General features: G+C 34.3%; 17 protein-coding genes, 1 tRNA gene and 3 pseudogenes. 10 read left to right on the top strand and 11 right to left on the bottom strand.

The annotated features are described in order from the left end of the window. Window positions 1–2: 2 nt before the first annotated feature. Both OM966_RS03445 and apaG read right to left on the bottom strand, forming a co-directional pair. Window positions 3–895: pseudogene (locus OM966_RS03445) on the bottom strand (Rpn family recombination-promoting nuclease/putative transposase). Window positions 896–1,082: 187 nt separating this feature from the next. Next, complete coding sequence (gene apaG, locus OM966_RS03450) at window positions 1,083–1,484, bottom strand: Co2+/Mg2+ efflux protein ApaG (protein WP_253307374.1); 402 nt, start codon at window positions 1,482–1,484, stop codon at window positions 1,083–1,085. 96 nt (window positions 1,485–1,580) lie between these two features. Between apaG and OM966_RS03455 the strand changes: the two genes are divergently transcribed. Next, on the top strand, window positions 1,581–2,645 hold the full coding sequence (locus OM966_RS03455) for a 5-(carboxyamino)imidazole ribonucleotide synthase (protein ID WP_264328821.1): 1,065 nt from the start codon (window positions 1,581–1,583) through the stop codon (window positions 2,643–2,645). 993 nt (window positions 2,646–3,638) lie between these two features. Here the strand turns inward: OM966_RS03455 and OM966_RS03460 are convergent. Continuing rightward, window positions 3,639–4,655: an aspartate-semialdehyde dehydrogenase gene (locus OM966_RS03460; RefSeq protein ID WP_264328822.1), complete on the bottom strand. Its 1,017-nt coding sequence runs from the start codon at window positions 4,653–4,655 to the stop codon at window positions 3,639–3,641. Between the two features lie 140 nt (window positions 4,656–4,795). Between OM966_RS03460 and OM966_RS03465 the strand changes: the two genes are divergently transcribed. Further along, the gene (locus OM966_RS03465; RefSeq protein ID WP_253307368.1) at window positions 4,796–5,242 is read left to right on the top strand and encodes a hypothetical protein; all 447 of its coding nucleotides are present in this window, start codon (window positions 4,796–4,798) and stop codon (window positions 5,240–5,242) included. Window positions 5,243–5,250: 8 nt separating this feature from the next. On the opposite strand, the gene OM966_RS03470 is transcribed toward OM966_RS03465, so the two are convergent. After that, window positions 5,251–6,528 (bottom strand): APC family permease, encoded by a 1,278-nt coding sequence (locus OM966_RS03470; RefSeq protein ID WP_264328823.1) that lies wholly within the window; start codon window positions 6,526–6,528, stop codon window positions 5,251–5,253. Window positions 6,529–6,655: 127 nt separating this feature from the next. On the opposite strand from OM966_RS03470, the gene OM966_RS03475 reads away from it, so the two are divergent. Then, window positions 6,656–8,095 (top strand): hypothetical protein, encoded by a 1,440-nt coding sequence (locus OM966_RS03475; RefSeq protein WP_264328824.1) that lies wholly within the window; start codon window positions 6,656–6,658, stop codon window positions 8,093–8,095. A 926-nt stretch (window positions 8,096–9,021) separates the two neighbouring features. Here the strand turns inward: OM966_RS03475 and ubiA are convergent. The 5 genes and pseudogenes from ubiA to OM966_RS03505 all read right to left on the bottom strand — a co-directional run bounded on the left by ubiA (window position 9,022) and on the right by OM966_RS03505 (window position 17,357). After that, complete coding sequence (ubiA, locus tag OM966_RS03480; protein ID WP_253307364.1) at window positions 9,022–9,879, bottom strand: 4-hydroxybenzoate octaprenyltransferase; 858 nt, start codon at window positions 9,877–9,879, stop codon at window positions 9,022–9,024. Between the two features lie 3 nt (window positions 9,880–9,882). Continuing rightward, entirely contained in the window at window positions 9,883–10,299 is a 417-nt protein-coding gene (locus OM966_RS03485; RefSeq protein WP_164225054.1) for a ribosome-binding factor A, read from the bottom strand. A 9-nt stretch (window positions 10,300–10,308) separates the two neighbouring features. Continuing rightward, window positions 10,309–12,633 (bottom strand): translation initiation factor IF-2, encoded by a 2,325-nt coding sequence (gene infB / locus OM966_RS03490; protein WP_264328825.1) that lies wholly within the window; start codon window positions 12,631–12,633, stop codon window positions 10,309–10,311. A 9-nt stretch (window positions 12,634–12,642) separates the two neighbouring features. Next, window positions 12,643–14,205, bottom strand: coding sequence for a transcription termination factor NusA (gene nusA, locus OM966_RS03495; protein ID WP_264328826.1), 1,563 nt, complete (start codon window positions 14,203–14,205; stop codon window positions 12,643–12,645). An 88-nt stretch (window positions 14,206–14,293) separates the two neighbouring features. Beyond that, window positions 14,294–17,357, bottom strand: a pseudogene (locus OM966_RS03505) (efflux RND transporter permease subunit). A 175-nt stretch (window positions 17,358–17,532) separates the two neighbouring features. Here OM966_RS03505 and OM966_RS03510 point away from each other — a divergent pair. Continuing rightward, window positions 17,533–18,147, top strand: coding sequence for a hypothetical protein (locus tag OM966_RS03510; RefSeq protein WP_264328828.1), 615 nt, complete (start codon window positions 17,533–17,535; stop codon window positions 18,145–18,147). Here OM966_RS03510 and OM966_RS03515 read toward each other — a convergent pair. Then, on the bottom strand, window positions 18,130–18,888 hold the full coding sequence (locus tag OM966_RS03515) for a type I glutamate--ammonia ligase (RefSeq protein WP_264328829.1): 759 nt from the start codon (window positions 18,886–18,888) through the stop codon (window positions 18,130–18,132). The two genes, OM966_RS03510 and OM966_RS03515, sit on opposite strands and share 18 nt — an antisense overlap. A 325-nt stretch (window positions 18,889–19,213) precedes the next feature. Here OM966_RS03515 and dnaA point away from each other — a divergent pair, with 325 nt between their 5' ends. Next, window positions 19,214–20,596, top strand: coding sequence for a chromosomal replication initiator protein DnaA (gene dnaA, locus OM966_RS03520; protein WP_264328830.1), 1,383 nt, complete (start codon window positions 19,214–19,216; stop codon window positions 20,594–20,596). Window positions 20,597–20,623: 27 nt separating this feature from the next. Here the strand turns inward: dnaA and OM966_RS03525 are convergent, their stop codons facing one another. Further along, a complete protein-coding gene (locus OM966_RS03525) occupies window positions 20,624–21,889 on the bottom strand; it encodes a metallophosphoesterase family protein (RefSeq protein WP_264328831.1) in 1,266 nt (421 codons plus the stop codon). A 190-nt stretch (window positions 21,890–22,079) separates the two neighbouring features. On the opposite strand from OM966_RS03525, the gene OM966_RS03530 reads away from it, so the two are divergent. From OM966_RS03530 to OM966_RS03550, 5 genes and pseudogenes are all read left to right on the top strand, one after another. After that, a tRNA-Leu gene (locus tag OM966_RS03530) sits at window positions 22,080–22,167 on the top strand. A 31-nt stretch (window positions 22,168–22,198) separates the two neighbouring features. Continuing rightward, window positions 22,199–23,281, top strand: a complete 1,083-nt coding sequence (locus tag OM966_RS03535) for a GTP cyclohydrolase II (protein WP_264328832.1) — start codon at window positions 22,199–22,201, stop codon at window positions 23,279–23,281. 72 nt (window positions 23,282–23,353) lie between these two features. Further along, complete coding sequence (locus OM966_RS03540) at window positions 23,354–24,034, top strand: VirB8 family type IV secretion system protein (protein WP_264328833.1); 681 nt, start codon at window positions 23,354–23,356, stop codon at window positions 24,032–24,034. Next, window positions 24,021–24,821, top strand: a complete 801-nt coding sequence (gene virB9 / locus OM966_RS03545) for a P-type conjugative transfer protein VirB9 (protein ID WP_250295789.1) — start codon at window positions 24,021–24,023, stop codon at window positions 24,819–24,821. The genes OM966_RS03540 and virB9 overlap by 14 nt, the downstream gene beginning before the upstream one ends. 16 nt (window positions 24,822–24,837) lie before the next feature. Continuing rightward, a pseudogene (locus OM966_RS03550) lies at window positions 24,838–26,335 on the top strand (TraB/TrbI/VirB10 family type IV secretion system protein).

The raw sequence follows: 26,335 nt of genomic DNA on the forward strand, positions 1-26,335 counted from the left end.
GTTCACAGATTTCCACTTAATTCTTCAATCTCACTAATAGAAAGGCCAGTAAACTTGACAATAGTGTTGACATCAACATTATTAGCCAGCATTGCTTTTGCGACTTCAATTTTCCCTTCAATTTTTCCTTTCTCTATACCTTTTTGTATACCTTTCTCTTCAGCAAGATCAAGTCTGTATTCAAGAATGGCTTCTTCTTTCCGTAGATCCATTATTCTTTCTTCGTAAGCTACTAAATCTTTTTCATTCCAACGAAACTTGTCTAATTCATCATATGCTAGCTTTATTATTGGCGCTTTTTCTGCTATCTCTTTTAAGTCCTCTTCTGTTGTTTCTTCTGCGTATTTAAAAAAGAAACACCACCTTTCTACTATACTTTCTAACTGCTCTACTTTACTTTTTGAAAATTTGGGCAATTCTATAAAGATAAATTGAAAATCTTTTAAGTAATGGCCGTTAGTTTTTATATCAAGTATATTGTGAGTAGAAATATAATCAACTTCTTCAGGAAGTAAGTTACAATTTGATATAGCAATAAAGAAGACTTTCTTTAAATCAATGTAGTTGCCAGATTTATCTAATTGTCTTGAGTAGGCTTTAGCGGCATATAATTGAGCGCGTTTTTCGAAGCCCTTGTCTCTAGCGAGCTGCATTTCTGCTATATATCTATTTCCGTGAGAATCCTTGCAGAGAACATCAACAATACTTTGTTTATCAGAGGCAACTTCGGGATCCATAATAGTGCTAAGAAACTCAACTTCTTGTATTGCATTTATCTCAGTAAACCCTAAAATATCGTTCAAAAAGTGGATCAGGATATTCTTATTTTTTCCGTTCCAAAGATTTTTTTGAAACACAAATCATTGCGAGGATCGAGAAATTTTGAAAGAGCCATGGCAAAAATGCTTGAAAATATTAATAATTATACACTGTTATTAACAATTATTCAACCATATTTTTGAAGATAGCTAGTTTCTGTATTTATTTTAAATTGAAGAAAGCTCAAATGAAAGATCATGTTTTGCTAAAAATCACAGAATGCAGTCTAACAGTGAACGGTTACAAATAAACTATTTTGATAGTTAATGGGGTCTAGTTTTGACGTATGGACTATCCAAAGAAAAGGGTGGTATCATAACCTCAAAAATTTTTATGCTTTCTTCATTCAGAAATTCATACTTACCCTGCATTATTCCTGACGGTGCATTTAAGTATGTTCCACTTGTGTATTTAAATACCTCTCCAGATTTTATCACAGGTTGTTCTCCGATAACACCAACTCCGGCAATTTCATTTATTTTTCCCTTATAATCTATTATTTGCCAATGACGACTTAATAATTGAATAGTTGATTGGCTTTTGTTTTTTATCTTAACGTTATACATCCATATATAGCAATTTTCATAAGGAATGGATTGCTCTTCAATATAAATTGGTAAAACTGTAACTTCAACAAAGTTGGTAGTTAGTGTGTACTCTATCATTATAGAATATTCATGATAAAAAGATAGTATCTTAATTATATACTTTTTTCATAGATTTTTCAAGTATACTTTAATTAGGAAATATCAATTTATAGTATGAACGAACCAGATGCGCTTAGCAAAAAAGTAATAGGAATAATAGGTAGTGGACAATTGGGTAAAATGACTGCTATCGCTGCAACAAAACTTGGACAAAAAACACATGTTTTTGCCAGTGCTAAGGACGATCCTGCTTGCTCTGTTGCTGATGATTTCACAATAGCAGATTTCTCTGATAAGAAAGCGCTTGAATCTTTTGCACAGAGTATGGATTTGGTCACTATTGAGTCTGAAAATATTCCATGTAGTGCAATTGATATCGATGTAAATTTTTATCCGGGTAAAAAAGCGTTACACATTGCGCAAAATAGGCTTAGAGAGAAAGATTTCATTAGAAGCTTGAGTATAAAAACTGCTGAATACAAAAGTATACAAAATTATAATGAGCTACTGAAAAGCAGTAGAACTTTTGGCTATCCAACAAGGCTGAAAACAACAGAAATGGGTTACGATGGAAAAGGGCAATATGTGCTTGAGAATGATTCTGAAGTGAAGCAATTCGCTTCCTTTGATTGGAATACAGAGTACATTCTTGAAGCAAGTGTTGATTTACTGAAAGAGGTTTCAATAGTCGTTGCAAGAGATAAAAACGGTAAAGTAGCTTTTTTTCCTATAGCAGAAAATTACCACGTTGATGGAATACTTGATACTTCAACAGTGCCAGCTAAAATAGATAGCAAATTAACTCAAGAGGTACAACGATCTGCAAAGAAAATAGCAAATGCGCTCGATGTAATAGGAATTCTGGCTATTGAATTTTTTGTTACTAAAGATAACGAATTGTTAGTTAATGAACTAGCTCCAAGACCTCACAATTCTTGCCACTGGAGCTTGGATGCATGTAACGTTAGTCAATTTGAACAGCTGGTTAGGATAATATGCGGGCTACCTATGCAGGAAGTAGTATTACGCTTTCCTTGTATGACGAAAAATATAATAGGTAACGATATATATGATTCTCATAAGTATTTGAGCAACGAAAAAGCTAGTTTAACCATATATGGGAAAAAAGAGGTTAGAGATAAGCGTAAAATGGGACATGTCAATATAGATTTAAGTTAATAGTTTTTCTACGTCATTCCGCCACAACTGTACGAACATTGTGATATGATGAGATGTTACATAGTAAACGGTGTCACTCTAGCACGTATTTGTACGAACATTGTTATTTGAGCACACCAGGAAGGATGTCATTCAAGTAGCCCCTTTGTTGTCATCTGAGTAGCCCCTTTCTCGTCATCCCGCTACGTGTTAGCGGGATCTCATTTCACTTTATGAGGGTGTCATCCAAGTAGCTGACACTGGTTCACTTTATGATGGTCAGTACCTTCTCCTGTCATCCCAGTGCGTGACACTGGGATCTAGTTCTCTTTACAAATTCACCAAAAGTGTTTCATTCTATAACGCAAAACCCATGTTCACAAAACCCAATGCATTACTTGCAGTTAAGTTTCCTAGATCCCAGTGTCACGCACTGGGATGACAAAAAAAGGAGCACTGACCTCTCTTGGGCTCTTTTAGCTATAAATATTAAGAAATTAACTAATTTAAAAAAGGGAAAAGAAGCCCCGTGGTTAACTAGTTATTTATATGTACTTCAAAATATTGGCGTTTTTTATTCTAAACGCTACGATTCAGCCGCTTTTAAATGCGACTAACCCAAATTATAAACGTTAAGAAATTTACTAAGTGGAAAAAAGGCAAAGAAACCCTAGGGTGGCTAGTATTCAAATTCTCCCTTGTCTATTTGACGTCTTTTACTGTCTTAAACGCTTTTAAGCGTATTTCAGCTTGTATAGGTAAAAACCTAGAAATTTGATAAAGACATAGAGCGCACATAGTGCAAAAAATTAAACATGAGACACCAGATACGTTGAGTTTTTTTGTCATTCAATCTGTACAGAGAAGATAAATAATTAGCTTCAGTTTCATGATAAGGGAGGTGGCGGAGTTTGTCAAGGAAGTTTTTGTAGCTCTCATGGTTTTTGCGTCACATGCTGCCATGTGGTATACAAATTTCCTTCGAATTACAACGTACGTGCACTCTATATGCACTTAATACTCTCTTATCAAAATCTCAAGAATCTGCACTATATTTAATGCTGCGCCTTTGCGCAGATTATCAGCCACTATCCACATATTTAATCCGTGTTCAACAGTATTGTCTCTTCTAATACGCGATACATATACAGCATTCTCCTGTACAACATCAATTTGAGTGATGTATTCACCGTCTTCACGCCTGTTGTACACTAAAACTCCACTATCTTCGGCTTCACTTAGCACTTCACGAGTTTGTTCTTCAGTGATATGTTGATCAAATTCTACATTTACTGCCATAGCGTGACCGATAAAGACGGGTACTCTTACACAAGTTGCAGTAACTTTTATATCTTCCTCTAAAATTTTTTTTGTCTCCTCTTGCATTTTCCATTCCTCTTCTGTAGAACCATTCTCCATGAATTTCCCTACATGGGGAATGCAATTAAACGCTATTTGCTTGGAGAATATCTCGGGCTTTTTAGTCTCATTCATGAAGATTTTTTTTGTCTGGTCATAGAGCTCATCCATTGCTGCTTTGCCTGCGCCAGAAGTTGATTGATAAGTTGAAGCAACGATTCTCTTTATTTTTGCTTTCTGGTGTAATAGATGTAGTACTAGCAGCATCTGTATTGTAGTACAGTTTGGGTTGGATATTATGTTGTGGTTTTTATATTCCATAATTTTTTCTTTATTAATCTCCGGAATAATGAGTGGCACACCTTCTTTCATTCTAAAATGGGAACTGTTATCTATCACGATGCATCCAGCCTGTGTTGCAATTGGTACATACTTTTCAGAAACATGATATCCAGCACAGAAAATGGCTACATTAGTTCCAACGAAGTCATAATCCTCAAGGCATAAAACTGTTAACTCTTTGTCACCAAAACTCACCTTCTTCCCTTCTGATTTTTTCGATGCAAGTGCAATTACAGAATCTATTGCCTCATCTTGAAACTCAGCAAGCGTGCTTAATACCTCACGCCCTACTCTTCCGGTTGCTCCAATAACAGCAATTTTGTATCCCATATAGATGAACCTCTAACTTTAAAGTTCTATTATATTTTTACTGATAAAATTTACAATTGTTTTAATATTTTTACCTTGCAATTAATTGTAGTTTAGCTATTATTATGCAATATTAGTAATATTACATAATAAAGTGAAAGATGAATAAAGAATACAATGAAACTAAGGTTAAACCTGCAATGTCTACACCTCAAGAGCCTGAAAGAACCAATGGATTAAAGGCTCAAAATGTTCTTTCGAAAAAAAGAAAGCCTGCAATAAATTTTGATGATAAAAAATATGGTGTAAAAAACCTTAAAATAGACCAACAGTTCCTAAATAAAAGACAAGAATCTTCAAAGCTAAGAGATTTCTTAAGATCAATACCAATAATAGGGAGATTTTTAGCAAGGATTTTCACACCTGAAAAAATAGAAATCATCAGTAACCCTATATATGACAACATGGAAGCATATGAAAAATCGCAAGCAGGTCACTCCAGTAAGATAAAAGATGAGACTAGTGTAGATGATGAACACGCAAAAGAAGTAGATAGTAAACTTGAGAAGGGTAATGTTGAACAAGTGGACAATAAGAAAAGTCGTTAAACTCTATTTTATTGTGCAGGAGCTCTGCAGTACCAAAATAAATAAATGGGTATGCCACTTGCGGTGAATAAGCTTGCGATCAGCAAGGTATTCACAGAAGTTTCAAATATTACCCAGCAGCAAAAGGTTGTTGCTATACTGCCAATTAAAAATTTGTAATAGTTTTTCTCCTTTATAATAACCTTGAGAAAAGCAAGACTGCATGCAAGGTAAACAAATAAAAATGAAACTACAGAAAAGTCGATAATTGATGTGATCTGTTTAGCAAAATTGTTGCTTGAAGTGAGAATTAGTAGAACTGAAGTGCCAACGGAGCTGATTGTTATGCCCCAGAAAGGAGAACCGTGCTTGTTTCTTTTAGCAAAGAACTGTGGCATCAGTTTATCTTCTGCAAGGCCAAGGGCCACTTGTCCACTAGCTAGTACCCAAGCATTTAAACTGCCAACACAAACAATAAAAGCAACAATAGAAATGATCAAATGCCAATTACCAGGAAACATAATTTTTATTGCGTCAACATACGGCGCTTTTGAATTAACTAGATCATTGCCGTTTATCAATCCCATGATTGCAAGGCTATTAATGAAATATATAACTGCAACAGAGATTGTGCCAAGCACTATGGCTCTTGGTATAGTCTTGGCTGGATCGTTGACTGATCCTGCAGGTGCTGTTGCTGATTCAAGTCCAATAAAACACCATAGAGTGAGTAGTGTAGAGCGAGCAAGGACTTGAGACATCGTGAGGGTTGATATTTCCTCACTTATGATAAAATTATTCCTATCAAAGAAAAACAACGCTGTTACTGGTATAGCAAGCAGTGCGGTAATTTTGACAGTCATCAATAAAAGCTCAACACATCCAGCAGCAGTGACACCTCTTAAATTTATTAGTGTAATGATCGTAAATAATAGTATTTCTAAAAATAAGCGTATATTTTGAATATCTCCATGAAAAAGCGAAGTAAGATAGCCAATACTTGCAACGATTACTGCTGTCGTGCTAACCCATGAGATCACCCAATACGTCCAACCAACAAAGAAAGCTGCAGCAGGGCCAAAAGCATGCTTTACATAAACGTGAGGACCACCCGTTTCTGGAAATTTTGCGCAGAGTAAGGCAAAAACCAAAGCAAGAGATATAGCACCAAGCCCTGATATCACCCAGCTTATAAGGCTATAAGCGCCATATGGAGCAAGGCTAATTGGAAGCATAAAAATTCCAGAGCCAATTTGGCTGCTAATCACTAAGGCAAAAATAGCCCAAAAACCTATTTTATTTGACACAATAATTTTTATCTAAATAGGCTAACGATATAACTGAAGCTCAGAAATTTCAATCGATCTTTATAAAAACTTGCATTTTTTTTAATTTATGCCTAAAATGAATTATATTAATTGTTAAGTGAAGGTTATGAATCCGAGGTTAAAAATATTTTTGGTTGCGTGTGGGTATATTTTACTATTTGTTTCTGCTATTGGAGCAATTATTTTATTTGACTACTTACTTGAGATCTTTATTAGTATGCTTCATGCATTCCTTCTTGCTAAAACTTCAAGTGAAGTATTAGCCTTTTTTGGAACACTTGCAATTTTTCTAGCTATTGGCGTTTCGTGCTACGGGCTGCATAAGCTCTGTTCTATCTTTACAGAAAAGATTACAAGCAGCTATCAATCTTTCAAAAATGAAAATAGTGGTGATGGTATTTTTTCTGAAGTATATAATGACCCAACAATAGGGTTGAAAGATAAGATTCTATTTTTCTCTATATATTTAATATATTGCATTCAATTACCATTTTTGTACTGTGCATCGAAGGTATCAGAGCTCAGCAGAATGTTATCAAATAGTAGAGTAATAAGTGCTAGAATATGTTTAGTGCTTATCAATACTATATTATTAATCCCAGTGGCACTTCTTGAATTGATAAAGTATCCATTAGTAAAACTCTTTTCACCTTTGGGTTTAAATGTCAAACAATTCAGCTTTTTGTTTAATGTAAGTGATGTGGGCACTGGCAGTCAGAGCGTTCACACGAGTAGTTTTGAGGAAAGTGTTATAAAGTGTGCTGAGGAGCTAAAACAGAAATTTGGAACTCAGTCAAATGCACTCAATAAAAAGTATGAAGATTATATAAACAACTCAGATGAGTTAACAGCTGAACAAAGAAATCAATTGCAGAATTATCTTAACTTTAATAATTCTAGTATAGCAAATTGGCAAGAATCAAAAACTGGCTTAACTCTCACACAAACTGCAAACTTAGTTTCAGCTGCTGAGAATCAAAAATCAGATGTGAATTCACTATTATTAATGAATTTAAAGGATGGACTTGGTTTATGTCCTCTGGGAATGTTCGATCGTATTATTTATTCGCTTAGTTGTCTTGAAGTAAAAAATAACTTTATAGCTCAACTAGAGCCTGACCTAATAAGGGGGCTAGTTTGTAATGCTACTAAAAGATTTTTTGAAGGATATATGGGTAAGCATTACCATAAGATAAAAGTCTTAAAGGAAAATTTTGAGAAAAATTTTGATAAATTATACTCATCAGATTCTAAATTAGATTGGGGTGTCATGAACGATGAGGCAAAGGACGACATTTCTTATACAAGAAATGCTATAAAAGAATTTGTGTTTAAAGAACTCTACGTGAAATTTCATAAAGATTATGGGAAACATATTCACAGAGGGCAGATAAAACAAGGACTAAGGGAATCAATAACAGATGACATTGTAGATTCGGCAATATATCTTATAATAGATGAGGTAAGCATTTCTCCAACGCCACCTACTTATCTTGAAAGAGTAAAAGCATTTTTTGGAGGTCATGCAAGGTCTTCTGCTGCTTAGTAGTGCTATAGCAGAAAACTTTTTTATTTTAACTAAAAAAATTACTTCTGCATATTCAAATCCTTATTATAATGACAATTAGAGATATTTAGAGAGCTCAAAATCTATCTCCGTCTGCAGACTTTTCATCTAAATTTCAGTTAAAAATGTGGCGTATCTTCTTCAGCGTGTATACATATACTTAATCTCTGCCCAATGTACGTTGCATTGTTTCTGAATCTTGTTCATATGGGGGATTCTATGTCTAAAATTCCAGACACTTGACTTTAGCTAAAAACCATCTGGCGCCTATGGTTTTTTATAGTTTTGTCTTCCCTTTTCTGAATGGTTTGCAAGCTGCTGTAGCTAACCAAGAAAGGTTTCCCTACGTCATACCGCCGCGGTATCTCTAGATCCCGCTAACACGTAGCGGGATGACGATTGTCAAGGTGTCATCCCAGTGCCCTGACTACTTGGATCCAGAAAACTTAACTTTAAATAAGTGGCTGCATAATAAAGACTAGATTCCAGCGTCACACGCTGGAATGACACCATTTTCGGTCTCTTAAATTGCTTTAGCCACAAACATTAAGAAATTTACCAAGCGGAAAAAAAGGCAAAAGAAGCCCCGTGGTGCGAGTTTTGACTCTATATTACTGTAAGTGGCGCTGTAATAATGTGCTAACGCTTAAAATAAGCGCGATTTGGCTGAATGTAGAAAAAATTTAAAAAACATGCAGCCGCTATAATTTTATGTAATCCGCCAATAAATACCCTGAGTTTTTTACTGAATTTTGTCATTGACCCTACAGGTCAAAAACAAGTTTTGAGTTACGAACACCCTTACTATCATAATAAGGGGGCTGGTGGAGTTTGTCAAGTAAGTTTTTTCGTTTCTGCGAGCTACCTGAGTTTATTGACTTCATTAGAGCCAAAGCTCTTGGGACCTAGGTGATAATTCTATCTAAAAGGATGCCAAAAAAGAGAAGCAACCCTACGTAGGAATTATTTTTAAATATGGACATGCATTGACTGGGATCGTCAGGATTGAAATTTTTGTATTGGCGGTGAAATATGAACCCTACAGCAAGTAGAGCAATATAAAAGATGTTATTTAATGATGATAAGATACCAGCATATAGCCACGTCATAAGAGATATTAAATAAAATCTTTTCAACCAAGATTTTGTTGTATCACCAAAATATAATGCGGTAGATTTCATTCCGAGTTTTTCATCATCTTTTTTATCTTGATGAGCGTATATGGTGTCATAGCTAAGTGTCCAAAAGACGCATCCTATATAAAACAGCAAGGATTCTATACTGATCTGGTTTATTATTGCTGCTGAGCCCATGAGCGATCCCATATTGAAGGTAAACCCTAAGAACAATTGTGGCCACCAAACATACCGCTTTAATAAAGGGTAAGTAGCTATCATACACATTGAGATTATTCCAAGTATGAGTGTGGTTTTATTAGTTAACAATAAAATTACCAAGGCGATAGATAGTAGCAGTGAGAGTAAAACCAAAGCCTGCTTTATGTTTAATGCACCACTTGCAAGTGGCCTATATTTTGTTCGTTCAACGTGCGCATCTATTTCCCTATCGAAAATGTCATTGATTATGCACCCTGCAGGTCTCATTAAAAATGCACCTATAGTAAATAAAACAAGGAGAAAAAGAGCCTGATACGATAGAGAAGTTGAGGCTAAAAGAATACCGCTCAAACTGGGAAATAGCACAAGCCACAAACCTGTTAAACTGTGCAGTCTCATTAATGAAAAGTAACGGTTGAAATACATTAATTAAGTGTGATTATGTAATATTTTGCTTACATTAACAAAATTATCGAACGCTAAATCAGGCTTGAAAACTAACTCAGGTATAAATCGCAAATCAACATAACACAATATAGATTTACGTATTGACCATGCAGATTGGTTCATTTCATTAACAACAGTGTTAATATCACAATTATCCTCAGAAGGATCTCCAGTGCGTGATGCTGAAATCCATGTACTTTTTTCTGAATCTGAGTAGTCAGCTACTTGGATATTCAATGAAGATAACACAATATATACATCTGCTTTTTTCAAATCTTTACTTAATTTTACGTCAGATACCGCTACATTTTTATTGAACACCTTACCTTCCATTAGGACTCTTGATATTGCTCTATGCAATACCGATGCTATTTTTAGGTTTCTAATTTCCTTTTTCATATCCATCTACTATAACACCCTTTCTTCTTGCACTAATTGATAAGCTTCCAAAATATCTCCAACTTTAATATCGATATTACCCTCTAGTGATACTCCGCATTCAAAGTTTACACCTACTTCTTTAACATCATCTTTAAACCTACGTAGTGCTTTTAACTTTCCTTCATGCACCAATTTGCCACCACGCACTACCTTAATTAAAGAATCTTTTCTTATGACTCCATCACTTACGTAACATCCAATGATATTACCAGCTTTAGACACGTTAAATATTTGCCTCACAGATGCAGAACCAACACGAACCTCTCGTGTAACAGGCTTTAACATTTTAGTTAAATACATTCTCATGTCGTCAATGAGCTCGTATATTATGTTATAAGTATGTATTTCTACACCTTTTTGTTTTGCCAAGTCCCTTATTTTTGAGTCCACTTTTACATTAAAAGCTAAAATTACTGCACTTGATGCTTCTGCAAGCAGCACATCTGAATCTGTTATCCCTCCTACTGCTTTGTGTAGGATATTTAATTTCACTTGGTCTTTACCGAGTTTATCAATTGAACTTGATATTGCTTCAATAGAACCAGTTACATCGCACTTTAAAACTACAGATAGTTCTTCTGTTTCACTGTTATTACGACTGAATATATCTAAATTATTGTCGTCTGAATCTTCTTTCTTTTTCTTGATCAACTCTAGCCTGTATTCAACAATTTCACGCGCCTGCTTTTCAGAATTTACAACAACAAATTTATCTCCAGCATTTGGCACACCATTTAGACCAGTAATTTCAATTGGAGCGGAGGGTAGTGCTGCTTTTTCTCTTTGACCAAGGTGATTAACCATACTACGTACTTTGCTGTATGTTGTACCAACTACCAATATATCACCAACCTTTAACGTTCCTTCCTCAACTATCAATGTAGCTGATATTCCTTTCGCTTTATCTATTTTGGATTCTATTACCCATCCAAGTGCTCGACAATCTTCTATTGCTTCTAGCTTCATTAATTCAGCGATTAACAAAATCGCCTCTTCTAGTTTATCTAAATTAGTTTTCTTTTTTGCTGATACTGGCACAATCATAATATCACCACCAAGCTCTTCAGAGATGAGATCATATTGAGGCAAACTATTAATTATTTTTTCTACATCACCAGGTTCAGATTTATCAATTTTATTAATAGCAACTATAATAGAAACATTTGCTGCTTTTGCATGATTTATTGCTTCAACTGCTTGTTTCATGATTCCATCGTCAGCTGCAACTACTATTACGACTATATTAGTAATATTGGCACCACGTGCACGCATCGCAGTGAACGCTTCATGTCCTGGTGTATCAATAAAAGTAATTTTTTGCTTATCTTTTGTCGTTATTTGATAAGCACCTATGTGTTGAGTTATGCCACCTGACTCTCTTTCTGCAACATTAGATTCACGAAATGCATCGAGCAATGAGGTTTTACCATGATCGACGTGTCCCATAAAAGTGACGATTGGTGGTTTAGGTTTTTTAGGCAGGCTTTCTCTGCCTTCTATAAAAAACAAATCCTTTTCTCTGTTGGTATCGCTCACTCGTTTAGCCGTATGATTAAATTTTTCCACTATTTCAGATGCTATATCTGGATCCACCAGATCATCTACTCTATAACTCTCACCGACTTCTTCTTTGAACATTTTTAGCACACTCTTGCTATCTTCTGCCATACGAACAGATAACTCCCTGATAGTTATTTTGTCTGGTATAATAACTTCTCTTGATATATTTTTACCCTTAGTAAACTTTGACTTTCTACTTCTTATACCAAATCTTTGCTTAAATACAGGGGGTTGTTCAGTTTTTTCATCTATTGCCTGTGCAATTACCAGTTTAGAATGCTTAGAATATATATCTTTGTTGACTTTAGAAGACTTTTTATCGTTGCTCTCATAGTCAATATTATCTTCTCTTAGTTCAACTAAGTGAGTATTACTTAAAACTTTCTTATTTATTTCTTTAGATAAAGTGTCCGCTTCATTTTTCTCGTCAATCTCTTTATTGCTGTCTTCTTTTGCTGTTTTCTCTTTTTCTTTTCTCTGATTTCTTTCTTTCAGCAAAGCAGCATTCTGCACAGCATTAATGCGGAAAATTTGTTCTTTCTCTGTTAAAGAACATAATTTACTCTCGTCAAATAAATTATGTTCTTCTGCATCATGAGATTTTTTTCTTCTTTTTTTTACTATTGTAGCTCCAGTACTTGGGCTAGCTGAAGAGTTTAAATTGAGGTCTAATTTAAGCTTGCTTAAGCCTTGGAGCGTTAATTTTTTATTACTGATATCTTCATTATTCATATTATTTTATTATATTAACCCAAGCTTTTTACGTGCTTCTATGATTATTGAGTCTACTGTATCTTTTAGATTTTCTTTACTATCAGCTGAGGAAGAGAGTATGCTGCAAAACTCATAACTTGATAAATCTGCTATGTCCTCTAAAGTCTTAATATCATGTTTACTAAGAGCAATTTTATTGTCTATTGATAAAGTTAAATTGATTACATCATCTTCCATACCTAGACTTTTTAGCTCTTCTATTTTTCTATCATTTTCTGCTTTCAGGTGTTTGTTTGCTCTGTTATGAAGTTCGTTTGCAATATCCTCATTAAAGCCCTCTATTGAAGAAAGCTCTTTAATTGAAGCGTTGGATATATCTTCTACGCTTGAAAAACCTTCTGTTACCAATAGCTGACCCATAATCTCTTCTAAGTTTAAAGCTTCAGCAAATAAAGCTGAACATTGACTAAGTTCTTTACTTCGCCTTTCTGATTCTTGCTGAGTGCTTAATATCTCAATTTTCCATCCAACAAGCTCTGAAGCTAATCTTACATTCTGGCCCTTTTTTCCTATAGCTAAACTCAATTGATCTTCAGCAACTATTAACTCTATGCAATTTTCATTTTCATCAATAATAACCTTCGATACTTCTGCAGGAGTAATGGCTTTAATAACAAATTGACCCAAATCTGAGGAGTAATTTATAACGTCAATTTTTTCACCATTTAATTCGTGTATAATAGTTTTTATTCTATCTCCCTTAACTCCAACACAAGCACCTACTGGATCAATGTTCTTGTCAGGAGAGAAAACAGCAACCTTAGACCTTGAGCCGGCGTCTCTAGCTATACCTTTAATTGTTACTAACCCGTCAGCAATTTCTGGTATTTCTTGATTTAATAATGCCTCTAAAAAGCCTTCATGAGTCCTAGAAAGAATAATTTGACGTCCATCATCAGAGCGCTTAACGGTCTGTATGTAAGTTTTAACCTTATCGCCTTCACGAAATGATTCACCACCGGTCAAATTTCGCAATGGAAGATATGCCCTAGTGCCATTTATGTCTATAATAAGATCTGAATATTCTACTTGTTTAACAATACCATACCTTATTTCTCCCACCTTATCTTTAAATTCCTCATATTGCTTTTTTGACTCTTCATCTTTAATTATTTGAGCAATCTTTTGCTGGGCAATCCTTGCTGAAGCAAGATCAGTGTTAAGAGAGAGCAATTCACTAACAGTATCTCCAACTTTTGCACCTCCTTTTATTAATTTAGCTTGTGTCAGCGTAATTGATTCATACTCAGTGTTCTCTTCTTCATTTGATTCGTCATCAATAACTTTTAGTTTTCTGTATGAAGTAACTTTGCCTGTATTTCTATCTATATTAACTACAATTTTACTTTTGCTACCATATTTTTGATAAGCCACTGCTTCTATAGCACTTTCTAGTGCCTTTATTACAACATTAAAATCTAAGCCTTTTTGAAGTGAAAGTTCTCCTGCTGTTTTTATTACATCAAGGCTTCCAACTATGTTATTCTTGTTACTTTTCTGCTTAACACTGCTTTTACGATTAGCAATCATAATAAATAAATCCAATGTAATTAGTTATAATTATAGCTTCAACGGGCAAAGAACGCTATCTTAAATGTTAAATGATTGCTAATTTAAGTCAAGTTTTTTCATGTCTTTGTATGACAAGCAACGCCGGAGTAAAGAATAAAGTTAAGACCGTTGCAGCCAATATTCCACTTGCTATGGTTGTTGAAATTTCAACCCACCACTGGCTTGATGGAGCATCATATGTGATTTGTAGCGTAAAAAAATTGATATTTAACCTGGTAATCATCGGTATTAAACCAAGAACTGTGGTTGCAACGGTAAGCAATATTGGCCTAACGCGAGAAATTGCAGCGTTTATTACACATCGCTTGATGTCATTTTTGTGTACCTTAATTTGGTGGTGAAAGGCATCAAGCAATAGTATGTTATTATTCACTATAATTCCTGCCAAAGCAATTATCCCCACTCCACACATAACAACTACGAAAACTTGTTGGATAAGAAAGAAAATAAAAAACACACATGTTGTGGATAAAAACACTGCTGTCATTACGATAAATGTATGGTATACATTATTAAACTGTGTCACTAATACCAATATCATTAGTGTAATTGCTAATATAAAAGCCTTTAACAAAAATGTTCCTGATTTTTGTTGATCTTCTTTGTCGCCTTTAAAATCAATTTTTACTCCCTTGTCCCAATCCTGGGCAATAGAATTCTGAATGAACTTTACTCTTTCATTAACAAGATAGCCTGTATCCACATCAGCGGAAATTGTCACTGTACGTAATCCATCAATCCTATTTAGTTTGTTTACCTTTTTTTCGGGAGCATATTTTACTATGTTGCTCACAGGATGCGGGCCATTAACTGTATTGATAAAAAGATTATCTATAGTCTTCATGTTGCGGTCCCTTCTGGGGAAACGGAGTACAATATCGATTTCTTCATCCGTGTTATTTGGTCTATATTTTCCAATTAACACTCCATTTGTAACCATCTTTATAAAATCGCCAATGGTTGCAACACTTACTCCAGAACTTGTAGCCTTACTCTTATTAACACTCTATTTCAGGTGCTGATCTGCTATCTTGAATATTTATAAACCCGGATGAAGGTTGGTCCATAATTTTTAGAATTTTCTCTGCTGCTAAATTCAGATTGGATGCACTTCCGCTGAGGTTAATTTGTATTGGCTTGTCAGCCGACGGTCCTAACTTTTCCTCTTGAACATTAATTATTATTCCTTTCATGTCTTGCACACTGCTTCTTATATCGTTTAATATGTGCTTAGCTTTGCGCCTGAAGCGCCAATCCATAAGTTCTAGTTGAATTCTGGCGATAACGTTGTCTGAAAATGCTCCTGATCTAGCATAAGAAACATGAATTTCTTTTTCAACGCTCAAAATGTGTTCTTCCACTTCTTTGAGTATCAGATCTCGTTCTTTGGCTGATAAGCTTTCTTTTGCTTTAACACTGATTAAAATATTATCTGAATCCACTTTCGGAAAAAACTTCACTCCAGGACCAAAGGTAAAGTACAGCACACTAAATGAAAACAGGACGAATACAGTAGCACATATGAATTTTTTAGGATGATCTAAAACCTTCTCTAGCATGCGTATGTAAGCTCTTATTATAGGCCCAGCATTTTTTATCTCACCACTTTCTATAGCACTCATTTTTTTTATTTCTTTTTTTGAAGTTATTGAAGGCTTACCAAATATTGCACCAAGTGTTGGTATAAAAACCAAAGCCATAATGAGCGATCCAGTCAAAGTTAGAATTATTGTAATTGGTATGTACTGCATGAATTTACCAACAGTATCAGGCCAGAATAATAGAGGAAAAAACACTGCTAATTTAGTTAACGTCGATGATAGAACCGGATAAAACATATCACGAACTGAAGTGTGAAAGGCTTCTACTTTGTCCATTCCGCAGATCATCTTTCTATCGGCATATTCGCTGATCACAATTGCATCATCAACCAGCATGCCAACAGCCATGATTAAACTGAAGAGCACAACGATATTTAAGGTTATGCCCATAAAGTAAAGAGCTATTATCCCAATGAGAAAGGAACCGGGTATCGAGAGTGCCACAAGAATAGCAATCCTTGTTCCCATAGAAAGCATCATTATGATCAATATTAACAACACAGCGAATATTATGCCGTTTTCCAAGTCATCAAGCACATCGCGGACGTTTTTTGACTGGTCATTTAAGTACACCACTTTTAAATTTTCAGGTAATTGATCTTTTGCCTTATCCATTAAGTATTTTACTTGATTTACTGTGTCTATTATGTTTTTTCCGTTACGTTTTGAAATTTCTAGCACGACACTAGGTAATCCATTAATGCGAGCAAACCCTTGGTGATCCTCAAACCTAGGGTATACTTTTGCTATATCTTTGATTCTCAAAACTGCATCGCCTTGAGATCTAATAGGAATATTCATAATATCTTCTATATCTTTTAATAACCCTGATATTTTAATCGAATATTTACCGGTATCATTTTCCGGTGACCCAGCTCCCACTAGTCTATTATTGCTTGATATAGCTTGGAATATTTCGTTTGATTGAATGTTATATTTTGTTAGAACTGTGGGCTCAATTATAACTTCCACTGTTTCTTTACGCATACCTGCCACTTCAACTTTGAGAACATTTGGCAGAGATTCTATTTCTTTCTTTAGCTTGCGTGCTATTTCAGTTAAGGCTCTTTCTGGCAAATTACCAATTAAGCCGACATTGAGTATCGGAAATAAGCTCAAGTTTATTTCATTGATTATCGCAGATTCCGCTTCAACAGGTAACTTCGATTTTATGTTTGAAAGCTTTGAACGGACATTATCGAGCACTTCTTTTTTATCATACTCTGTTCCAAATTCGAGTATCATTTGAGCACCATCATTAGTTGCAAAAGCTCTCAATTCCCTTACACCTTCAATGGATCTTAGTTCATTTTCTATAGGCAGCACTAATAGCTTTTCACTATCTTGAGCAGAAACCCCAAGAAGTCCAACAAATACGCTGATTATAGGAATCTGTATATCAGGGTTACTTTCCCTTGGCATTTTTACATAAACGTATGAACCGAAGATAAAAATTACTATAAGTAATAATACCACCGCCCTGTTTCGCTCTATGAGTAAGCTCTGCATGTTGAATGTTAACTAAATATGTGTGTTTGTACAATATTATAGTCGAGATACGTTGCATATTAATTAATCCTTGTATAGCTTTAAAACTTTACGCAAATAATTAAAATTTTCGCAAAATTGCAAGTATAAGAAAATTTCTGTATAATAATTCTAGAACAGTATTTGAGAGGTTATTATGGTGGCAATTTTAAATGTAACAAAAGGCAAGAGAAAAGTTATTGTGTCTGGATTAGCTGGAGCTTTATCAGCTTTAATATTTTTAACAGCAATCCACATTGCCGCAAAGATAGCCATTATCATTTCTGCTGCTGCAGTTACTTACTTATTACTTTTGCTGATTCATAAAATAAGAACTAAAGCTGAAATTACTCGTGTTTCAGAAGATGAAGGTGAAGAAAAAGATACGGAAATACCCGTAAAAGAACCAAAAAGAACTGAAGCTGAGCTAGCAGAAGAATTAAAAAATAAGAGAGCACAAGAAGAAATGAAAAATGGACTACCTGAACATATGGATTTCAAAGGTAATTCACTTTCTAAAAGCGCTGATACTAAAGATAGTCATTCCGTTTCTAGTGCTACAAATATTGTTATGGAACCTTTACCTAAACACATGGATGCGCTTGGTAATCCACTTCCTGAAAGACCAAGTGCAAATATTAGTATAGAATCTAAACCTGAGAGAAAACTATCTCCTGCAGAGTGGCTATTACAGCATGGGGTAAATAATGATGTGAGGGAAGTGCTAGAACGGCCAGCAAAGGGGTTTAACGGATTAGGGTTTAACATGTAGTTGTTGTATTAAGCTCTCCATCTTATATTGAGAATCAGATGCAATGCCGTAGACCCTATTTGGCGGAGCAATTTTGTTCTCTATACCAAAAACTATACCTTCAATTATTGCTGTGAGTACTTTTTCAAGGTTACAGTCTGCTCCAGGAACACGGTGCTCTAGGCGGCATCTTTTGGAATCGTTGCCAAAATAGGGAATTCTTATCGCAGCAGTTCTGTTATTTACTCCCCAACTAATCGTAGTTGGAGTGTGAATATCCGGGTACTGAAATCTTAAATATGAATCATCATTTGGAGCAAAAAACAACATATGTTTTTTCATCATTGCACATAATCCGCCAATACTATGAATCAAATAATCACTATACTTTTGCTCATTGATATAAAATAAGTTATCGTTATTTGAATTCACGAGATTAACATGCACATTTAATGCACTGCCTGCTCTATCCAAATAAGGCTTTGCTTTAAAAGAAACGTTCCCACCAAGTTTTTGTGCTACTTCAGTAAGTAATTGTTTTGCTAACTCAAAATGCTTAATTAAATTGTCGGAGTTCGTATAACAACCACTTTTTATCTCATGTTGATGTGTAGAATTCTCCTTCTCGCAAGAAAATTCAAGAAATGATATTTTATTTTTGATGCTATTCAGAAATAAATATTCTTTTTCTATTCCTTCAATGTAAAACTCTAGTTCAATACCGAATACAGCATGACAACTCAAATTACTTGATATAATCATAAATTTGCTTCAGTAAATCTATATTAGGTTAGCTATATTTATATAAATACTTTACTTATTTGCCAGTAAATTTAACATCTTATTTATACATAATGTATTACTATTTTTAATAACATGCTTCTAATCCTCGATACAAGCGACATTTACAAATTGATCATTTTTTTGAAATAAAAATGATCAATTTTAGTGTTTTTATACCCTTTACAACTCATCAAAAAATCACCATAATTTTTAGTATGTATTAAGTAGTATTAGCTTTTCATTTTGCAGTAAGCTATTGATTATCTTATATTTTCTAATTATTGCTTTTTTCTTGGTATGGTATATGAACTTAACTAGCCCTAAGGTTTCTACTATGTTTTTTGATCAGATTATTACAGTAACGGATCACAATGTTACTTGGGAAAAAATCCAAAATTGTCTTTATAATCTTTATGGAGAAGCAACATATAACAGCTGGCTGAGTTTGCTAAAATTTGTCAGTAGCAGAAATGGGGAAGTTCTTTTATCCGTGTCAACAAGGTTTATAAAAGAGTGGATTACAGTTCATTACATGAAAAAAATATTATCATTATGGCAAAGCGAAGATAAAAGCATACATTCTATTGATATTCAAGTAATTGAGGAAAGGAATTCAAATTTTAATGTTATATTAAAAAACAGAGAGGAAAGTAATCATGATCTTGGTTCGCCGCTGGATCCAAGGTTCACCTTTGATAATTTTGTAGTGGGAAAGCCAAATGAATTAGCATTTACGGCGGCAAAGCGTGTGGCAGAATCTATAGATCCAATATTAGGCAGCAATCCTTTGTTTCTATATGGTGGAGTGGGACTTGGTAAAACACATCTAATGCATGCTATAGCTTGGCACATAGTCAATTCCCCATCAGAAAAAAGAAAAGTAGTATATTTATCAGCAGAGAAATTCATGCACCAATATATTACAGCGCTGCGAAGCAAAGATATTATGTTATTTAAAGAGCAATTTAGATCAGTAGATGTATTGATGGTAGATGATGTGCAATTTATCAGTGGTAAAGATAGTACACAAGAAGAATTTTTTCACACTTTCAATGCATTGATAGACCAAAATAAGCAACTGGTTATATCAGCTGATAGGTCTCCTAGTGATCTTGATGGAGTGGAAGAAAGAATAAGATCACGACTCGGTTGGGGGTTGGTGGCAGATATTAATGAAACAACTTTTGAATTAAGGCTTGGTATATTGCAGGCAAAAGTGGAGCAGATGAATATGTATGTTCCGAAAGATGTCCTAGAGTTTTTAGCAAGGAACATAAAATCTAATATAAGAGAATTAGAAGGAGCATTAAATAAGGTTACCCATACCTCATTAATTGGAAGAAGTATGACGGTAGAATCAGCTAGTGAAACCCTAATCGATCTTCTTAGGTCAAATCATAGGTCAATCACAATAGAAGAAATACAAAAGAAAGTAGCTGAATTTTTCAATATAAAGGTTGCAGATATGCAATCCAATAGAAGACTTCGCAGTCTTGCAAGGCCAAGACAAATAGCTATGTATTTTGCCAAAAAATTTACGCAAAAAAGCCTACCAGATATTGGGAGAAACTTTGGTGGCAGAGACCATGCTACCGTTATACATGCAGTAAAACAAGTAGAAAATTTTATAAAGACCGACTCAAGATTTGCTGATGAAATCAATCGATTAAAAAAAATGTTTAAGTAGCGTTGTTAAAATAGCTAATAACAAGTCCTAAAATGAATCGACTATAGTTTTAATCCGTTTAAGTTTAAAATCTTCTGTTAGCTTCGCAGAGTGCATTTCCTTATTGTGTTGATTATAGAAGGTAAATTTGTGATCATCTAAGTTTAGTATTGCAAAGCCAAAACCGAAAAAGTTTCTAACCTCGTGTGCTAAGTAGTTTCTACCATTTGAATAGTCAAATTCTACATTTTGATAAACAGGCTCTTGATCTTGAGCGTGTAATAATGCACCACCGTTTCCAACTATAATCTGGTCTGGAACATTATCCATTAATAAAATCTGGGCTATATGAATGTGGCCAGAAACTATGGTAGTGACATTGCTTGGAAATTTATCTCCAAAAGCTTCAATTTGTGTAAGATTACCATGGCTTTTTAATGTCAAAAATTCTTTTTTTGGAGATCTCCAAAGCGGTTTATGAGTTAAAAACCACATGGGCTTATCTTGTATCAATTTATCAAATTGCCTTTCAAAAGCATCAATTGTGCTTTGGGTTGTAAAAATATCCTCACCGGATGAAGAGTCGAAGATAAAAAATTTCATCGGTCCAGCATCTAAGGACCAACTAGAAACGAAGTTTCCACATTTTTCAGACGAAAAGGGGTATGAATCTAGATACCTGAACCATCCTTCATAAGCTCTATTACAACTCTCATGGTTTCCACGAACAAAAAGGAAAGGGGATTGTAATGAAATATCCTTTGCAGGCTCAAACCAATCAGCATACCAAGCTTTTTTATTATATCCATAAATATCGCCACACTTTTTTGTATTTCTACATTTTGTTTGTCTATAATGATAATCACCAACATGGATAATTAAATCTGGTTTATGAAGAGCGATTGAATCTAAATTTTTTTTTAAAGGCCAGCTATCTACCGAATTACATTCCTGCTGAAATAACATATTTATTCTACAACCCGTGTCACCAATAAAAGCAATTTTATTAACCTTTTCTGGTAATATAGGAACTTGTAGATCCTCAATACTAATGTTTTTGGCACTTGTTTGTACTGTCAGTTCACAAACTGTTTCGTTATGATCACCATTGTTAATTGATCTGCGATTCAGCATTTCTATTTCCTCGCCATCGACATAAACAATGGGACACATGTCATTGTCTGTAATTGCACGTATGCTTAATTTATTTTCTGGAATAACTTGAGACCATGTGTATAATATTTGTGCATGGACAGAATGAAAGCTGGTTATAAGAGATAGAGCTAAAAAAATAAAGATATTAGCTACATTCATTTGTATAAAAACCTAAGTTAAAAATTAGTAGTAAGGTTGTCTTAAATGATTAAAATTTATAATCACAAAATTCATAATCAAATTATACAAGTAATTTCTAAATTATTCTAGTATCAGATTGACACTCTAGATGAAAAATTCTAAAATGATTAAATAATTTAAAATAATTATATAAGAACTAGAATATAGTGCGGCCGTGGTGGAATTGGTAGACACGCAGTGTTGAGGTCGCTGTGGCTCATAAGGCCTTGGAAGTTCAAGTCTTCTCGGCCGCACCAGTTTTTTCATAGCTGCTTAATATGGGTAAAAATGTTTATAGGAAATCAGAGTAGCAATAAGGTAGAAAGAGCTATCAGCGAAATCAGGCGCGGCCGGCCAATTGTAATATATGATAAAAGTAATTACCTATTGTTCGCTGCTGCTGAGGCTTTAGAAAGAGATTTATTTAATCAATACAAGCTTATATCAAGTAATGTATATGTTACTTTAACTTCAAGTAAGGTAAAATACATATCTCAGAATAAAGAACATAACAGCAAACGTCTGTTGGTGAATAATTTTGATGAACTGCTCCATTTAATAAACTGTTCAAAGGAAGATTGCATAAGAGAGTTGCAATGCTCAAAGACAATAGATGAATGTGCTATTGCCTTGCTTAAGTTTTCAGAATTATTGCCATACGCGTTAGTGGCTGATATGACTTTTGAGAATAACCATGAAATGCGAAATTGGTGCGAGAAAAATGACGTTATTGCACTGGACGCGTCATTCATAAATAATTTTCAAGAAAATCAGGATGTATATGAAGTGTGCAAAACATCATTATTTTTAAAACAGACTCAAGAAGTAAATATCATATCTTATAGAACAGAAAGTGGTGGAAGAGAACATCATGCAATTATCATTGGCAATCCAGATAAAGATGGCGAACCATTAGTAAGAATTCATTCTTCGTGTTATACGGGTGACTTGTTAGATAGCTTATCATGCGATTGCAGAAGTCAGTTACATCAAGCAATTCAAATGATAGCTGACTCTGGAAGTGGTATTATATTATATTTGATGCAAGATGGAAGAGGCATTGGTTTAACTAATAAGTTAAGAGCGTACAGTGTGCAAAGAGGACATAATCTTGATACTGTTGATGCAAACAGAATATTAGGTTTTGAAGATGATGAAAGGAGTTTTGCTGTTGCAGCTAAAATGCTTAAGAAATTGAACATTAACAAAATCCAATTACTTACAAACAATGATAGGAAATTGTCAGAATTGGAAAGTAGTGGTATAGGAGTTACAAAGTGTCTACCACTTATTGTGGAACGTAATAAATATAACGATTCATATATGGAGACAAAGTTTGGTAAGCTAGGCCATAGATTAAGAGTTTTTTAGCTTTTTTGTTGTAACTACTTTGTTAATTTGCTATGTTTATTAACATAAGTTAAGATTTTTAGGAATACTAAAATGCTAAGATTTTTTAAGCGAGAAAAAAATACTGAATCCTTAGATAAGGATATAGATTGGAATTCAAACCGCTACAGCACAGTTATTGCTCAAAGGAATATTCTACTTTTATTTGCATTAATATTATTAGCAACGATCTCTATCAGCATATTAGTCATATTTAAAATTAGCACAAGTAGCACTATTGAGCCATTTGTTATAGAAATTGACAAGAAATCAGGAATAGTGCAATTGGTTGATCCTGTCACAGTAAAACAATATTCTGCAAATAAAGCGCTAAACGATTATTTTATTTCAGAGTATATAAAAGCAAGGGAGGTTTTTGATCCATATCATTATAAGTATAACTATTATACAAAGGTGAGGTTGTTTTCCTCACCTAATGTGTATAATGAATTTAGAAATTATGTAGGATCACAGAATATGGATGATCTTTTTAATTTGTACTCAGATACCAAAAGTGAATTTAAAATTCGCTCAATTCAAAAATTGGGTAACGATGCTCTTCAGGTGAGGTTTTTTGTGGAATTTATACGGAAAGATGGAAGTTCCACAAGAAAAAATAAGATAGTTATTATGTCATATAGATATGCATCGCTTGAAATGGATGATCAGCAAAGATATATTAACCCATTAGGATTTCAAGTTATTTCATATAGAGTAGATGATGAATATGTATAGGATATTATTAGTTTTAGCTTTACTTGTAAGTGGCAATTTAAACGCATCCATTAATTATAATGAGCCTATTTCTGTAGATAGTAGAATAAAGACTTTTGTGTATAGCCCTAATGAAGTATTTACGGTGGTTTTTAGTCAGGGTTACTATTCTTATATTGAATTTGCGGAAGGAGAAAAAGTTAAAAATATCGCTGTTGGTGATGCATCAAGTTGGAAAATTAATCCTTATGACAATAAATTGCTTATCATGCCATTTGAAGTTAGTAGTCGCACTAACATGATTATTACAACAACTAAAAAAAGAAATTACATTTTTGATTTAATCTCAAGGCCAAACTACGATAAATACCCAGATACTGATGCTAAGAAAGTGGGTCACGATTATTCTGCTGAAAAGGATATATCTTACGTAGTACGTTTTTATTATCCTCAAGAAGAAGGTGAATTTGATGTTGATTTAGATGAGGTTTCTTTACCTACTCAAATGCAATATACTACAGACAAGCCAGAAAAAATAATACAAGAAAATGATACGAAGTACAATTATACATATATTGATGAAGGTGGTAATGCGGATATAGTTCCGATTGAGCTATTTGATGATGGTTATTTAACCTATTTAAAATTTAGAAATAATAATAAAATACCTCAGATTTTTGTAGAAGAGGAGGATAAACCTTGTAAAAGGCTGTTATTTGATGATTATGTTATAATAAAAGGAGTACATAAAAAGCTATTTATGCGTTATGAAGATGGTGAAGTTGAAATTATAAATAGGTCACTCTAGCTGTGGTATATGCAATATGAATAAAGAAAGGCGTAACAATTCAGAAGATGAATCAGAAATAGAGAACAAGGTAGTAACAGTTGGCTCTAATCAAGGTCATAGGGCATTGATGGTCATTATTTTAGTGCTTCTGGTTGGTGGAGTGTATTATCTCTATTTTAGTCCTTCTCATAAAGAGGGTTCAGAAGTTATTAAAAAAGAGGAAACAAAGCAAAATGTTCAAGAATTGAAGGGAAAGTTGGAACAAGTTCCAGATAATGTAATGGTTCCTGAAAGAATAATAACTGATCCCTTACCACCCTTACCTCCTCTTCCTACACCACCAATCATACCAGAAATAAAACAAATTAGAAAAGAAGAAGAGAAACCAAAAGAAACTCCTGTGTCAAATATACCTATTTTGCCAAAGCAAAATTTTCCTTCTAGTAATGTTATGGGCAATTTACCTACCTCGTTTCCTACAATAGGGGGTAGCGGTTATCCTAGAGACAGACGTAGTGCACAAATGTTAACAATTTCAAGTGATGGTGGAGAGAATAAGGCTGCTGATGCTATTTTATCTGACACTTCAGCACAATCGAGCAAAGCTACCAGAGTAGGAAAGCTTGGTTTAATGGTTACTCAAGGTAAAATTATTGATGCTGTTCTTGAAACTGCAATAAACTCTGATCTGCAAGGAATGCTGCGTGCTATGGTGAGTAGAGATGTTTATGCAGAAACTGGTGATACAGTTTTAATACCTAAAGGCTCAAGATTGATAGGCAGTTATTCATTTGACTCGAATGTCGCAAGAGCTCGTGTAAATATAAACTGGAGTAGGGTCATTCTTCCTCATGGAATAGATATTGCTATCTCATCACTTAGTACTGACGAGCTTGGTAGAGCAGGAATTGCAGGAATAGTTGATAATAAAATAGTAAGTGCATTATTCTCTTCAGTGGCACTTGCTGGTGTTTCAATTGGTTCAGCTGTTGTAGGACAAAAGGCCTCTAATCTTATTGATACGCTAACTGCTATAGATGCAGTAAAGTCTATCACTGCAACTGAAATAGATATTTCTTCTCTCAAAGGGGCTATTGTTGAGAGATTGGAGGATGCTATAAAAACTGAAGTTGGGAAGGTAGGAGACGAAAAATGGAAATTGGGTCTTAGGGCTATTGAAAAAATTCGGAATGCTAAAAGTGATCAGGATTTACTGAGAATAATAAAGGAAGAAATAGTAAGTGTGATAAAAAGTTCTGGAGCTAGTGGAGTTGATGCAATTACTAGTGACAATATCGGTTATAACTTTAGACGATGTACGTCAACTGTTGAGGCAAACTCAGAAAAGAAGCAAGTCTGTTTATGATGAAGCAATCGGGAAATCAATCGAGGATTTTTCTAAAGATATGCGGGATATAGTAGGCAGATACACAGATAAAAAACCAACTATTTATGTTGATCAAGGCACCGCGTTGAAAGTATTTGTTAACCAAGATATAGTATTTCCTCCACAGGCAATATTAAATCAATGA

Source organism: Wolbachia endosymbiont (group A) of Andrena hattorfiana, assembly GCF_947179565.1.
Lineage (GTDB): Bacteria > Pseudomonadota > Alphaproteobacteria > Rickettsiales > Anaplasmataceae > Wolbachia.